This window comes from Priestia aryabhattai (assembly GCF_023715685.1).
Lineage (GTDB): Bacteria > Bacillota > Bacilli > Bacillales > Bacillaceae_H > Priestia > Priestia aryabhattai_B.
Window position 1 is genome coordinate 1018004 of the sequence record NZ_JAMBOQ010000002.1, and the last position, 14841, is coordinate 1032844.

Genomic DNA, 14841 nt, shown 5'->3' on the forward strand with positions numbered 1-14841 from the left:
GGTTTATTTATATTGAATATCATTTCTCAGAGATTCAACTTTACTTAATGCTTGGTCAATATCATGCTCTTCAACATTAAAGTGAGCAAGTGCATCGTGAAGATGCTTAGCAATTGCATTAAAATGTTCGGGTTGAATATTCATATTTGTATGTGCTTTGGCCATCGACTTTCCTGAATATTGATTCGGTCCACCTAAGGCAAAGCTTATAAATTTGGCTTGATGTCGACGCTGTTTATCCATATCCGTATGCTCGAAAAAGTGACTGACCGTTTCATCTTTTAACACGAGCTCAGAATAAAAATAATCAACTACTTTTTCAATAGCTTCTTGTCCGCCCACTTTTTCATACAATGTTTGTTCCAAAACAATTCCTCCTTTTGTACCTTTCCCCATTATTACCCAATAAAAGTGTTCATATTCTTTAAAAGGCTTCTTTATGAAAATTCGTTATCGTCATATTTTATTCCTCTTCCTCATAAAGAATAAAAACATATAATTTAATGGGAGTGAATACAGTGCAAAGGAATTATAGACAGTGGACTCAATATCCATATCCCGGTGAAAAAAATCCGCCTAAAGGCTCTGCAACTCCTGGTTCTTGGCCAATGTTTTTTATGTCTAAAGAACAGAATGGTATATTTTTAGATCCTTTTCACCAATCAATTCATTGGCAAATAAAAAGTCCAGATGCTATCGACTGGCAAAAAGAATTAACCTTTGTAGAACAAACGTTAAAAGCACTTACACCTGAACAAATCCGAATTGCGCAATATTGGGGAACTGGGGAACTAAGCGCAAAGATTACAACCGCTATTTTCAGCTTATGTGAGAAGTACAAGATTGGATCTCCTCATACAGCTAGAATTTTAGGCTATTTCCATGCGGCTATAAATGATACGTTTATCATTACTTGGTATTTAAAATACCTTTGGGATGTTGCAAGGCCTAACCAGTATGAACAGAATTTATCTCCTATCTTATTAACGCCACGCTTTCCTTCTTACCCTTCCGCCCATGCCACCATCGCTGGGTGCTCAGAAAATTTATTGCGTCATTTTTTCCCAAAAGAAACAAAACCCTTAAGAAAATGGATGGAAGAGAGTGCGCAGTCTCGCTTATATGCAGGTGTGCACTTTAAAGTTGATAATGACGAGGGACTAAGATTAGGACGACAAATAGGAGACGTAATTGTAAAATTAGTGGAAGCTCAAAACGTACGCAGTGATTACGCCTAAAGATACCTTTTGGCGTAATCACCTTTTTACCACCACTCTATAACCTAATACACGTAAGTACAAGCAGGTACACCTTTTACTCCTACTCGGCATGAAAAAAGAGAGCCGGCAGCTTCTTCGTATTTTTCTTCTTCCTTGGCTGTTGTGATAAATAGTGTTTGTAAATCGTCTCCTCCAAATGTACAGCTGGTTACATTGGAAACAGGAAGGTGAATAGATTCTATAATTTCTCCTTTATTTGGATCTACGCAAATAACTTTCGAACCTCCCCAAAGCGCTACCCATAATCGGTCGTGCTCATCAATTGTCATTCCATCGGGAAACCCTTCCATATTTGAAAGGTCAATCACCACTTTTTCATCTTCGAGCCTTGTTGTTTCTTTAGAAAATGAATAAGACATAATTTTATTTTTCGGTGAATCAATCAGAAAGAATTTATCCCCTGTTCGATTCCAAGCTAGTCCATTTGACACGCTTAATCCTTCTTTAGCGCTCTTGATTACACCTTTTTCATCTACTACGTACAGCTGGGCTTTTCCTTCTTCATCTTCTTCACTCATCGTGCCAATCCAAAAGCGATTATATGGATCACATTTCCCGTCATTAAAACGCATGGTTTTTTCAAGAGTATCTAAATGGATATATTCTTCATGATCTTTCTTGTTTTTATCAACTAAAAGCAGCTGATTACGGCTGGAGACAATCAATTTTGAATGATTGGTTTTAGAAACGCTTGTAACGACTGAAGGAAGAGAAATATCTTCTAATGTTGTCGTTTTTGGATCGTACGTAAGAAGCTTTTTATCTAAGATGTCTACTAGCACTAATTTTTGATTTTCTTCATCCCATAGGGGTCCTTCAAGCAAACGGCCATTGTACTTTTTTTCAATTTTCGCTTCCATTTTTAAGCTCCTTTTTCGTTTTTATGTACAATCATTTTTTATAATGTCTTTCTCAAAAAAATATTTCTTTAAGCAAATAATAAATCAGGGATTTCTTTCCTTTTTTATAAATACCCGTTGTATCACCTTCTCTAAACACTAGGTTCCAAGAGAATCTTTTCATAAAAAAAAGCAGCACGCTGTGTAAAGCGTGCTGCTTTTTTTATTATAAAGTTACGTGTTCTTTTTCTAGCTCTTTAACACGTGCTGCAAATTCTTCTTCTGTTAAACCGTGTTCTTTTACATAACGGTTACGAGGGCTCACTCGGCATTCATGTGAACAAGCGCGTAAATATTTGTGTTCATTTTCTTCAGAAGCTAAGATTTTCTTATTGCATTCTGGGTTTGCACAGTTAACATAGCGTTCACAAGGCTCGCCGGTAAAGTGGTCTTTTCCGACAATCACATGCTCTTTTTGGTTAACTGGTACGCTGATGCGCTCATCAAATACATAGCACTGACCGTCCCATAGTTCACCTTGTACTTCCGGATCTTTTCCGTATGTTACAATACCTCCGTGAAGCTGGCTTACATCTTCGAAACCTTCTTCAAGAAGCCATCCGGAGAATTTTTCACAGCGAATACCGCCTGTGCAGTACGTTAAGATTTTTTTATCTTCAAACTGATCTTTGTTGTCGCGAATCCATTCAGGAAGCTCACGGAAGTTTCGAATATCCGGGCGAACAGCTCCTCGGAAATGACCTAAATCGTATTCATAATCGTTTCGTGCATCAATTACAACCGTATTCTCATCTTGCATTGCTTGATAAAATTCTTTTGGGCTTAAGTAGTTACCCGTTACGCGAAGAGGATTCACGTCTTCTTCTAATCGAAGAGTTACTAATTCTTTGCGGTGACGCACGTGCATTTTTTTGAACGCATGTCCATCTGCTTCGTCTATTTTAAATACAATACCATCAAAACGAGGATCATTTTTCATCGTTTCCATGTATTGATTTGTTTGCTCAATTGTTCCTGATACTGTTCCATTGATTCCTTCAGCCGCAATTAAAATGCGTCCTTTTAATTCAAGCTCTTTACAAAATGCCAAGTGCTGAGCTGTGAACTCTTCGGGATTTTCAATCGGAGTGTACAAATAATATAGTAGTACTTGATATGGTTTTCTTTCAGTCATGTTACTTCTTCCACCTATCTGTTTATATTTGCAAGATATAATGCATGTAGGTCGGTTATTGTGAACCGAATTGATGGTAACAATTCATTACTTAAAGGTACATTACGACAAAAACAACATCCTTTTTACTAGGATGCTTCTATCTAAAAAGTAGTATAGTGAATGATTGTTTCAAAAACATACAATATTTAAGCCTGTAATAGTATAACATACCAAAGCATTCACTTCTAGGATTTGTTCTTCAATAAAAATTTTATTGTAGCGATACGTTCTACACGAGCTTTCCCGTGCATACATGATGAGATATGAATCTTTCAGATTGGGGGCGAAAATGATGCCTTTTTATACAGTAAAAGACGATGCATCTTTATACTATGAACAACAAGGAGAAGGAACACCTATTATTTTCATTCATGGAGTTTGGATGAGCAGTCGTTTTTTTCACAACCAGCTTTCTTATTTTTCGAAGCAGTATCACGCTATTCTTTTGGATTTAAGAGGACATGGAAATTCAAGTCATACTTCATACGGCCACACGATTTCTACTTATGCTCGTGATGTGCATGAGTTTATAAGCACTCATCGATTAAAAGACGTCATATTAGTAGGCTGGTCGATGGGTGCTTTTGTTGTATGGGAATATTTGAAACAATTTGGTGAAGAAAATGTAAAAGGTATTGTCATCATAGATGAAATGGCTTCAGACTTTAGGTGGCCAGACTTTCCAATCGGTGCATTTGATTTACCTGCGCTTATTTCGCTTATGCAAGGTATTCAACTTGATCGAACAAGTACATTAGAAAATTTTATTCCACTTATGTTTAAAAGTGAATTAACTGAAGAAGATAAACATTGGATCATGAAAGAAGTGACAAAAATGCCTGAGTCGATAGCCAGTGCTATTTTGTTTGATCAATCCATTGTGGACTATCGGAATTTTCTCCCTTCTATTACAACTCCCACTTTACTGTGCTTTGGAAAAGAAGAAAAGCTCATTCCTGTAGCAGCTGGAAGACATATTCAAAAGCTGGTTTCAGGTTCTGTACTTGAAGTTTTTAAAAACAGCTGCCACTGTCCTTTTCTAGAAGAAAGCGATCGATTTAACAAAGTTGTGAGCGACTTTATCGAGCATATCTGATTTACAAACTTAAAGAAGGAGAGCCTTCCTTCTAAAGGATTAGGTTGACGGGGAGAAGCATATGTTAGAACTAAAAATCAGCAATATAAATAATAAGTAAAAACGCTCGAATTTTTTCGAGTGCTTTTTTACTTAATGTTCTCCGCACTAACTCCACTTAAGTCTCTTATAGTTTAAGGCAATAACTTATAAGAATATCTTTTGCTTCAAAACCAACTTTCATATATACTCGATTTGCTTGACTATTCGGCCTATCAACAGTTAGTTCAATTTCATTAATTTGCGGGAATAAAAACATCTCTGTTAAAACTTCTTTTAACAACATCGTACCTAGACCTTGATTCTGAGCGTCTCTTGAAATACCAATATACTCTGATGAAGCCTCTGCCATTTCAGTATCGACTTCAAAGTACGCATAGCCCTGCAATTCATTAGAAATATTTTTAAGTATCTTTAACCTATTTCCATCGTTAAGTCTTTTAATCATTGTTTTTGCATCGTAATAAGTATTTGGAAAGACTGTGTTATGCAATGTTTCCAATGCTTGAAAATCACTATGTTTAAATGGTTCACTTTTCATCTCATTAACTTTATCAAAATTTCGTTCTTTAATTTCTAAGATAAGGTGTTCACCATTCTTTTTTGCCTTTATTTCATTCATAAATGTTTATTGCTGCATATTTTCTTCATTGATAAAAAAATGAAATTCTTGAATCAAAGGATCTTCATTAACTAACTGTTTCCATAATTGAGATTGCAGATAAATAGAAGATGTTTTATTAAAAGGTCCCCACACTTCTGCTACCGTTTTTTCGATATCAAATCCAATGGCTGCTAATATTTCCCCTGTCCTATCTCTGGCGATTAGAAATTTGATATCCCCATTGTCACTAATAAAATCGGCTTTTAATGTCTGGTAAATTTTTTCTTCTTTTTTACCACAATAACCAATATGTGATGTTTTCTTTCTGTTTATTTATGATAGAAATCGAGATAATTCACCAAGGTTAGTTGCTTTTTCTATAATGGCCTCCATAACACTATCACCTCTTTAAATCCAATTTAGTGTCGTGTTCGTTCCTACTGCAAGATATTCCTGCATACTAACCTCTTCTGCCTCGCTAGTTTGAAATTATCATTCTACAATATATACATTTATCTCAACACAAAAAATCTTTTCTGTGTATGACTATATTTAAGGTAATAAAATCTCGCGTCCGTCATAGGCAAAGCTTACGTTTTCATCTAAAAGCATGTTAGCGTGCTGTGGGATATCAATATCATGTGATAAATGAGTGAACACCATGTTTTTTGCCTGTAGTTTCGCTTTGATTTCCATCGCTTCTGTAACATCATATACAGATCTTTTTTCTTGTTGAAGATATTCCTTCCAGAAAGATGTACCAAATATCAGTAAATCTAAATGATAAAAAGGCTGCCACTGTTCTTTTGTCACATTAAAAGAATCCGATACATACGCCCAGCGTTCGCCTTTTTTTTGATGAACCACAATGCCATAGGAATAACCATTAAATCCGTGATTTACTTTATGAAACGTAATGGTCGTTTCTCCGCTACCCCATTTTAACGCTCCTTTAAAGGTAAGCCCTTTTCTTTTTGCGAGATAAGGAAATCTTTCGGTTAACTCGCTGATGACTTCAGGCGCTCCTACGACTTCTGTATTTACATTGTTCCAGTAGCATAAGTCAGCTAAATCTCCTAAACCAGCAACATGATCATTGTGAGGGTGAGTAATAAAAACAGTAGAAGGGATTTTTTTGTTATTGTATAAATGAAATTGATGTTTAAAATCGGGTGATACATCAATCAAAAATATGTTACCGTCCATTGTAAATTGTGCACTAGGTCTTGTGCGCTGATTTAATGGATCTTTTTCCGTGCATACTTTACAGTTACATAATAATCGAGGTACCCCTTGGGCATCGCTCGTCCCGTAAAATAAAAGCTTGTTCATTACTCTGCTTCCTCCTTTTTGCTTCTAAAGGTCTATCTCTGTAATTGAAGACATGCCCTATGTTTTTCTGCATCTTTCTATTTTATCAACTATTTTTATTTGTCTTTTTAGCATAAACTGAGCTTTATGTAAAATAGCCAGTCTTTTTAACGACTGGCTTTACGGTAATCACTATAATAAACGTTTTTGTGCTTTTTCTATTGCTTTCTTTCTTCGTCTCTTTCAACTATATGTTTAAGAATAGATAATTTGTTTGTCCAAAATTGTTCGTAGTAAGAAAGCCAATCTTTTACTTCTTTTAAAGGCTCCGGCTGCAAATAATAAACTTTTTCTCTTCCTTTTTTTTGTCCATGAACTAAGTCTGCTTCTGAAAGTATATGAAGATGCTTGACAATAGCGGTACGACTTATTGAAAAATGAGACGTTATTTCCGAAATAGGCAATTCTTTTTCAGAAAGCAGCTCAAGTACTTTTCTTCGAGTAGGATCAGCAATCGCTTGAAAGATATCATGCTTAGCAGCTGATGAAGTCATTTAGCTTTCAACAGCCTTTCGAAGTTTTTCATTCACGAGACTAATCCATCCGTAGCTCATTCTATCTCGTACCACTGAACTCTTTTCGTTTGCTTTTTCAAGAAGTGTTTCCGCTTCTTTCCACCCGCCGTGAATAAGCGTAAATTCAGTTTGATTGCCCATTTCTTTTAAGATAAACGAAATGACCCATCCATCCGTATCCCAAGAGAAAGAAAGGTAGTTTGGTGCCTCTACCTCTAACACTTTACACGGGGAGGGTCCAAAAGGGGATTGCAAATGAAATTCATGTCCTACCTGAGGCTTAAAATCATTAGGCATGAACCATTGTTGAAGCCCTTCTACCGTTGCTACTTTATCCCAAACTTTTTGAATTGGCGCGTTAAACACGAGCGTCTGTTTTACATCTTCTAATACACTTTTATCATCCATCGTTATCTTCATTCTCCTTTTTCAAAAAATAACACTAAAAGGTTTCATATTAAAATCATATAACACCTTTTGGTTTCATGTCAATTCTTCTTTTAAAAAATGAAATGGGTCAATACATCTCCGTTCTTTGACAAAGAAATTTATTATGACTTTGGATAAAGGTTGTAAAGTATAGAATCTATAGTTCTTATTTCACAAAAGCGCATTTTGTTATATTTCAAATATATGTTTTAAACGATGCTTCGCCCGCTTTGTGCCAATGCATAATGAATGCCATGCTGCAATGTTTGAAAACAATCATATTTTGATAAATCAATATGGGTTTCCGATATAACTAAGCCTAAGTCAGCAGAAATTCCTACTAAAATTGTTTTCGTACCAATTAAAGACGCTGCTGCACCTAGTTTTTCAATAAGACTTGCCGTATATTCAGTAAGTTCTTTATCCAATCCGGTTAAATCCAGCACAAGATAATTAGCTTGATGTTTTGGGAGGTTATTTAATGTATTAACAATCAAATCTTCCGTTCTATCCTCATCGTATTTACCAATCAAAGGAACGACCACTATGCCTTCCAAAACCGGAATGATGGGGGAAGAAAGCTTTTTAATAAGATCTTTTAATTCTGCTGTTTTTTCTGCCACAATGTTTTGTAAATGTTCTATTTGCTGTGCTTCTTTCCTTCTCGCTAATTGATGAATGTTTTGAGTGATATCAATGTTTGAAGGGAAATATTCTACTATGGTGCATTCATGTCCTTCTATTTGATGTTGAATCAGCTTGTACCAAATATTCGTTCCAAAAAGTCCTGTAAAAATCCCTGCATAATGGGCAGGAAGGAAATTCCCTCCTTTTGTTTTCTTTTGCGCAACGTTAATTTTATGTTCCCAGCTATCTTTTAATTCAGCAGATAGGGTTTTATTTTCAGAATTCAAATGTTTGATAGTGGTTTTTCCCCATCCAGCTGAAGCGTATGTATTTGTAATTAATTGAGCCGCTTCAAAAACGGTTACGCCTTTCATATTTTGAAAGTACTCACCTACTACTAATCCTTGACGAAATCCAGTAGTTTCTAATACTACAGAAGCTGCATCTTCTCCAGATATTTCTTCAATTGTGTCAAACAACGTTTTCATCGCAGAAGAAATCCAAAACAGAATCGCATCTTCTCCTTCAAAGCTAAATTTTCCTTTTTCTAAATCCCAAGCAAAACTAAGACCACCTATATCAATATTCTTTCTCTCATCCATGATGGAATCTCCTTTTTATAAAGTTCTTATCTTCTTTATATTTTATCTTATGTTGAAGAAGCTGATAATAAAAATTGTTGTATATTTTCTATGGCTTGTCTAATTATTGCCCATGTTTTCAATTAATAAAAAATCAAGCTTAATGCCTATGGAATCTTGAATTCGCCAATCTTTCTTTTCTTTCAAGCAAACATGTATAATAAAAGAGGATAAAAGCAATTTGTAATATAACATCACATTACGTTATAATATAATTATATTCAAAAAAAACATTGAAGAAAGAGGGGAAAAGATGAAGTTAAATACTCATAGCTCTACACCTTTATATATGCAGTTAAAACAGGCCATTACGGAAGATATTAATAAAGGCATTTATACTCTGGGTGAAAAACTTCCAATTGAAACGGATTTGTGCAATATATACGGAGTTAGTAGGATTACGGTAAGAAAAGCGGTATTGGATTTGGTTGAAGAAGGGCTTCTGACACGTCAACAAGGAAAAGGAACCTTTGTTCAATATCCAAAAGCAAAAAGAGAGCTATTTGCCGTTAATGGGCACACAGAGTATATGTCGGAATTGGGAAAAGTGCCTCAGACTAAAATTTTGTCTTTTGGTATAAAACCTGCAAAAGCTCATGTGGCAAAAATGTTATCAATTCCTCCAGAAAGCGAAGTCCTTGAACTGCAGCGTATCTTGTATTATGACGACCAGCCTCTCACCTTAGAAATTTCTCACTACTCCTTAGATTTGTTACCACACTTAGATCAGCACGTCCATAATTCGATTTCAATGTACGATACTATAAAAAATAAGTACAATATTACTCCGGTTCATAATAAAAAATTATTGAACATGGTATTTGCAAATGTGGATGAAGCAAAACATTTAGAATGTGAAGTCGGAGAGCCACTGTTTAAAGTAGAGAAAGTAGCATATGATCCACAAAAAAGACCGATTCATTCATCTTTTCTACACTACCCTGCCAATCGCGTCACGTTCACTATGGACAGTTCTACTTCTTAAATAAAAATAGCGCCTTTGCTCTAAAAAAGCAAAGGCGCTATTTTTATTATTTTATTCATTTTAAAACCATTGCACAGTCTGTTTGGTGCTTTTTTCCATACCCGAATGCTCCGTAATCTTGACAAGTTTGTGATGCCACTAATGCTCCATTATGAAGGGCTTTGGCTATATCTTTTTCTGGTAGATAAGAAGAAAGAAAACCAGCGATGAAAGAATCTCCAGCACCCAGCGTATCCACGACGTTTGTAGAAATTATGGGTTGTTTAAATAATTGATTTTCGACTGATAATAATGCTCCCTCTTCTCCTCTCGTAACACATACGACACTGGTTCCTAACAAATGGACTCGCTTTATTAAATCCATACACTCTTCTTCTAGCAAGCTGCTTCCTGAGAAAAATGCATAGCTGATATGAGGGCATACTTGTTGTAAATATTCCTCGTCATATCTCGTAGAAAAATCAAATGAAATATCAATGATTTTACATAGCAATGGAAGTTCAGCTTCTAAATGACTAAAAACGCTTGTATGAAGGAGATCGTGCTGACGAATATAGGTAAAATCAAGTTCATTCAGCATTAATTTTAATCTGGATTGGATTCCGCCTTTATTCGAGCCTACAAAAATCCGATCTCCTTGTTCATCAAGGGTGACAACCGCCATTCCGTTTTCTCCCACGGCTCTTCTTATTCTCCTAATATCTATCTTTTCTTGCTGTAGAGTATTTACTACATGCTCTGCCGATTCGTCATCCCCTACAATTCCCATATAGGAAGACTGATTATGGTTCAATCTATTACAAAATACTGCTACATTTAATGCGTTACCGCCTGGATAGATCTTTCCTTGATCTTTATAGTAATCTACTACATTATCCCCTACTCCAATTAGTTTCATCTACTTGTCCTCCTATTATTTAACACTTCCGTTAGCAATGCCACGAATAAAATATTTTTGCATAAATAAAAACAACATAACAATTGGTGCTGCTGAAATGGTCAGTCCAGCTAGTAACACTCCCCAATCTGTTTGCAAAGCGTCTCTGAATTGCATTAATCCTGCTGGGATTGTGCGCAAACTGTCGTCGTCGATAAAGATAATGGCAAACATAAATTCATTCCATGTATAGTAAGCTGTCAAAATTGTCGTTGTTAATAAAATCGGTGTGCTCATCGGAATAAAAATCCGAAATAAAATTCCTAAGCTTGTACATCCGTCTAACCGAGCTGCTTCCTCTAATTCTTTTGGAATCGAAAGAAAATAAGCTCGAATTAACAAGATGGTTAAAGGAATTCGATAAGCAACATAAGGCAGAATCAGTGCCAAGTGTGTATTATAGATGCCAAGTTTTTGAATAATGCTGTACAAAGGAATTAAACTTACTTGAGGAGAAAGCATAAGCCCTCCCAGACATATAATAAGGACAAAAGCTTTTCCTTGAAACTCAAAACGTGATAGTCCATAAGCTCCTAACGCACTGACCAGAACCGTCAAAAAACAAGACACGCCCGTGACGATCACACTGTTTAAAAAGTAAGAAGATATTCCGCTTTTCCACGCTGTCACGTAATTTTCAATTAGCCAAGTGTGCGGCATAGACCAGCTGTGAGTAAAGATTTCATCCGTGCTTTTAAAAGAACTTATAATCATCCAAAGCAAGGGATACGCAATGACGATAAAATAGACGATTAACCCTACATATACTATCGTTGTGCCTGTGTACCTCTTCTTTTTTCTTTCTTTAGTGGCTGTATTGACAACATTAGGTAAGGTGACATTTGTTTTAGGTATCTGCATCAAGCGTCTTCCTTTCCTGTTTTAAATGCTTTCATCTGAACAAGAGAAAGCAACAGCGTAATAATTAAAATGACAGTAGCAATTGAAGAAGCGTAGCCCATCATATCTTTTGAAAAGGCTGTTTTGTATAAATACGTACTTAGCACTTCAGATGATGTTCCCGGTCCGCCTCCAGTTAAAATATAAGGTTCATTAAATACTGTAAAAGCACCAGTGAGTGTTAAAATAACAGCAACAAATGTCATTTCTTTTGTTTGCGGCACAGTAATATGAAAGAACATTTTAAATTTATTAGCTCCGTCTATTTCAGCTGCTTCGTACAATTCAGGCGAGATTTTCTGAATTGCTACAATATATAGCATCGCAATATAGCCGATAGATTGCCACTGAGATACAGCAATAACTGCATAAATAGCCGTATCACTGTCTCCTAGCCAAGGTTTTGCCAATGAATCTAATCCGATCATTTTGAGCACTTGATTTAAAAGTCCTACTTCAGGATTGTAAAAAAAAGTAAACAACAAAGCAATAACGGTCATCGAAACGACTACTGGTAAAAAGTAAACCGTTCGAAAAAAAGGAGAAAACTTTCGAATAAGTTTATCTTCTAAAACGGCAGCCACAATCAGACCGCCGCCCACTTGAAAAATAATTGAAATCACGGCATAAAGAATATTATTTTTGAGTGCCTGATAAAAGACAGGGTCTTTAAATAAGTGCACATAGTTATCTATTCCTACAAAAACCTTATCTGGTGAAAATGTGCTCCACTCATAAAGACTATCCCAAATATTCTGAAAAATAGGGATATACACAAGTAGCAAAAAAGCAAATGCAGGAAGAAGATATAAATAAGGGGTTAGCTTATTGCGTTTTAACATTGCTTTTTCACTTCCTTACTTTTTAGATTCGGCACGAACGCTCGCTGCAGCTTTTTGTACATCTTTCATTACTTCTTTAGGTGTTTTATCACCATTTAGCATAAGCTGAGTGCCTGTCAAATAAGCATCTGCAATTCGAGCATCGATTGCCATATCAAACCATGGAGCCATCTCTTTGGCTTGTAAAATATTATCTACTGCTTCTAATTGTTCCGGTGTTGAATTACTACTGTTAGCTGTATCATTTACTGCACTGTATTTCCCTACCTCTTTTACCAGCTTTTCACCCATTTGTTTTGATGTTAAAAATTCAAGAAATTCCATCGCTTCTTTTGGATGCTTTGTTTTAGAAGAAATCATAAATCCTTCAGGGGACCCAGTTAAATTAGTAGCATTTCCTTTTCCATCGTCCACTTTAGGAAAATTAAACATGCCAATCTTAAATTTAGTTGGACCAAAAAGCTTAATTTCAGCGGTTTCAGCATAAAACATAGCTGCTTTTCCATTTGAGAATTGTTGTCTTGCATATTCGTGATCAATAGAATTTGTGTTTTTATTAAAGTAAGGAACTAATTCTTCTAATTTTTCTAGCGCTTTTACATAGCCTTTATCCGTGAACGCCCCAGTTTTTGAATTATAGTCTTTTGAAAGAACGTCAGGCTTTACCATGCGTTGATTTAAGGTTCCTACGTAGTGAGAAATGGTCCACGTATCCTGACTTCCAAATTCTAAAGCTGTATAATGCTTCTTTTTTAACACGCTTAAAACGTTTAGTAGCTCGCTCCAATTCGTAGGCGCTTTTAACCCTAATTTATCGAAGATATCTTTGTTGAAAAAAAACATTTTTCCATCCATTGTAACAGGAACACCGTAAATTTTATTATTAACGGTATAGGGTTTAATTTGAGATTGAACAAGCTGGGAAGACCACGCTGAATCTTTTTTGTAATAAGAGGTTAAGTCTAAAGCTTTATTTCCTCTGACAAATTGTCTAGCAAACTCATCGCTCCAAGAAAAGTACACATCTGGAGGGGTATTAGTACCTGTCATTACTTTAATTTTGTCTTTATACGAATCGTTTAAGACCGCTTCTGTTTTAATATCAATATCAGGGTGCTGTTTTTCAAATTCTTTTACAACTTCTTCAAAGTAGCTTTTTTCAGGTTCTTTTGGCCACCTGTGAAAGAATGTTAATGTTGTCTTTCCTGTGTCTGAGTTTGAAGATGTTTGTTTTCCAGCACACCCTCCGAGCATTAAAGAACAACTTAAAAGTGAGGCTAAGATTAAATTTGTCTTTTTCATATAGAACCTCCCTTATTGTAAGTGCTTTCATATATAAGTTATACTATAATGTTATAAAACATTATAGTATAACTCGTAAGGAAAATATACAGATTTCTATCTTTACTAGGAGATTATTAATATTCTACTTTCCACATATAGCGTCTTTTACTTAAAGGGTGATTGCGTGCTTCCGCTAATTCTTCAGCATATTGACGTAGTACACGGTTTAGTACAAGTGGAGCGATATACCCTTGTACATCTTTGTCAATTCCTTCGAAATCATATGCTTTTGCATCTAGGACAGTTAATTTCTTGCCGTATCGTTTAGAGAATGATAAGGCGCGTTCTTCTAAAGGTCTTGTTTCATCTAGTCCAGCGAGTATGATAAACGGTACGTTTTCATCAATAATTTCGAATGGACCATGGAAATACTCTCCAGCGTGAATAGCGTGAGAATGAATCCACTGCATTTCCATCAAAATACAAATGCTGAATGAATAGGCTGCTCCATAGTTTGAACCACTGGCCATTGTGTAAATAACCGGCTCAGACTTATGTGATTCAGCAAATTTTCTCGCATTGCTCGCTTCGTATTCCAGAGCTTTTTCATAAACAGATTGTAGATTTTCTAAGCTGGTAACTAGCTTTGCAAATTTATCATTTTTTTCTGCTACGTATAAGAGGCCAAATACAAGCTGATATAAAACGCCTAAGTTTGTTTCAAAAGCATCGATATCATTGCCCCACTCATACTTAATAAAAATATCTGCGTTGTGGGCTAAAGGTGAAGTAGGTTCATTTGTTAGGGCTACAGCATAAGCGCCTTTGCTTTTAGCGAACTTAGCTGCTTCTGTAGTCTCAGGAGTTGTTCCTGACATGGAACATAAAATAACTAAGGAGTCTTTTCCTAGCTGCTGCGGATTACGGTGGATAAATTCGTTCGAGCTATACAAATCGGATGTAATCTGTTGGGCTTCCCGATCTAGTACATACTTAGCTGGATACATGATCGCAGAAGATCCTCCACATGCGACGAAAAACACATTACGAATTTGCTTGCTTTTTAATTCGTTTAATACGGCTTGCACATCACTTTTTACATTCACTACTGTTTTGCTCATTTTCCCCACTCCTTAAATAAAATATGATATACAACATTATGTAATGTTATATATTGTTATATTAAACTGCAAACATTAACTAGTCAATACATTT

At 35.7% G+C, this 14841-nt stretch carries 16 protein-coding genes; 3 read left to right on the forward strand and 13 right to left on the reverse strand.

Annotation, left to right across the window (positions count from 1 at the left end):
• Positions 1-3: 3 nt before the first annotated feature.
• A complete protein-coding gene (locus M3225_RS12195) occupies positions 4-366 on the reverse strand; it encodes a group I truncated hemoglobin (protein ID WP_251393962.1) in 363 nt (120 codons plus the stop codon).
• Positions 367-518: 152 nt separating this feature from the next.
• Here M3225_RS12195 and M3225_RS12200 point away from each other — a divergent pair, with 152 nt between their 5' ends.
• A complete protein-coding gene (locus tag M3225_RS12200; protein WP_251393964.1) occupies positions 519-1238 on the forward strand; it encodes a vanadium-dependent haloperoxidase in 720 nt (239 codons plus the stop codon).
• 44 nt (positions 1239-1282) lie between these two features.
• On the opposite strand, the gene M3225_RS12205 is transcribed toward M3225_RS12200, so the two are convergent.
• Together M3225_RS12205 and trhO are read right to left on the reverse strand one after the other, a co-directional pair.
• Positions 1283-2140, reverse strand: a complete 858-nt coding sequence (locus M3225_RS12205; protein WP_251393966.1) for an SMP-30/gluconolactonase/LRE family protein — start codon at positions 2138-2140, stop codon at positions 1283-1285.
• A gap of 205 nt (positions 2141-2345) precedes the next feature.
• Positions 2346-3314, reverse strand: coding sequence for an oxygen-dependent tRNA uridine(34) hydroxylase TrhO (gene trhO, locus M3225_RS12210; protein WP_251393968.1), 969 nt, complete (start codon positions 3312-3314; stop codon positions 2346-2348).
• A gap of 334 nt (positions 3315-3648) precedes the next feature.
• Here trhO and M3225_RS12215 point away from each other — a divergent pair, with 334 nt between their 5' ends.
• On the forward strand, positions 3649-4452 hold the full coding sequence (locus tag M3225_RS12215) for an alpha/beta fold hydrolase (protein ID WP_251393970.1): 804 nt from the start codon (positions 3649-3651) through the stop codon (positions 4450-4452).
• A 166-nt stretch (positions 4453-4618) separates the two neighbouring features.
• Here the strand turns inward: M3225_RS12215 and M3225_RS12220 are convergent, their stop codons facing one another.
• The 5 genes from M3225_RS12220 to M3225_RS12240 form a co-directional block, all read right to left on the reverse strand.
• Positions 4619-5113 carry a GNAT family N-acetyltransferase gene (locus M3225_RS12220; RefSeq protein WP_251393978.1) on the reverse strand — a complete coding sequence of 165 codons (495 nt, stop codon included), beginning with the start codon at positions 5111-5113 and terminating at the stop codon, positions 4619-4621.
• Between the two features lie 534 nt (positions 5114-5647).
• Positions 5648-6427: an MBL fold metallo-hydrolase gene (locus M3225_RS12225; protein WP_251393987.1), complete on the reverse strand. Its 780-nt coding sequence runs from the start codon at positions 6425-6427 to the stop codon at positions 5648-5650.
• Between the two features lie 197 nt (positions 6428-6624).
• A complete protein-coding gene (locus M3225_RS12230; protein ID WP_251393997.1) occupies positions 6625-6960 on the reverse strand; it encodes an ArsR/SmtB family transcription factor in 336 nt (111 codons plus the stop codon).
• The gene (locus M3225_RS12235; protein WP_251393999.1) at positions 6961-7389 is read right to left on the reverse strand and encodes an SRPBCC family protein; all 429 of its coding nucleotides are present in this window, start codon (positions 7387-7389) and stop codon (positions 6961-6963) included.
• Between the two features lie 230 nt (positions 7390-7619).
• Entirely contained in the window at positions 7620-8639 is a 1020-nt protein-coding gene (locus M3225_RS12240; RefSeq protein ID WP_251394002.1) for an STAS domain-containing protein, read from the reverse strand.
• A 292-nt stretch (positions 8640-8931) separates the two neighbouring features.
• On the opposite strand from M3225_RS12240, the gene M3225_RS12245 reads away from it, so the two are divergent.
• Positions 8932-9663, forward strand: coding sequence for a GntR family transcriptional regulator (locus tag M3225_RS12245; RefSeq protein ID WP_251394004.1), 732 nt, complete (start codon positions 8932-8934; stop codon positions 9661-9663).
• A 55-nt stretch (positions 9664-9718) separates the two neighbouring features.
• On the opposite strand, the gene M3225_RS12250 is transcribed toward M3225_RS12245, so the two are convergent.
• The 5 genes from M3225_RS12250 to M3225_RS12270 form a co-directional block, all read right to left on the reverse strand.
• Positions 9719-10561, reverse strand: a complete 843-nt coding sequence (locus M3225_RS12250) for a PfkB family carbohydrate kinase (RefSeq protein WP_251394007.1) — start codon at positions 10559-10561, stop codon at positions 9719-9721.
• 15 nt (positions 10562-10576) lie between these two features.
• Positions 10577-11461 (reverse strand): carbohydrate ABC transporter permease, encoded by an 885-nt coding sequence (locus M3225_RS12255; RefSeq protein ID WP_251394017.1) that lies wholly within the window; start codon positions 11459-11461, stop codon positions 10577-10579.
• A complete protein-coding gene (locus tag M3225_RS12260) occupies positions 11461-12342 on the reverse strand; it encodes a carbohydrate ABC transporter permease (RefSeq protein WP_251394019.1) in 882 nt (293 codons plus the stop codon). Before M3225_RS12260 ends, M3225_RS12255 begins: the two co-directional genes overlap by 1 nt.
• A gap of 15 nt (positions 12343-12357) precedes the next feature.
• Entirely contained in the window at positions 12358-13644 is a 1287-nt protein-coding gene (locus M3225_RS12265; RefSeq protein WP_251394021.1) for an ABC transporter substrate-binding protein, read from the reverse strand.
• Positions 13645-13760: 116 nt separating this feature from the next.
• Entirely contained in the window at positions 13761-14747 is a 987-nt protein-coding gene (locus M3225_RS12270; RefSeq protein ID WP_251394029.1) for an SIS domain-containing protein, read from the reverse strand.
• Positions 14748-14841: the final 94 nt, after the last annotated feature.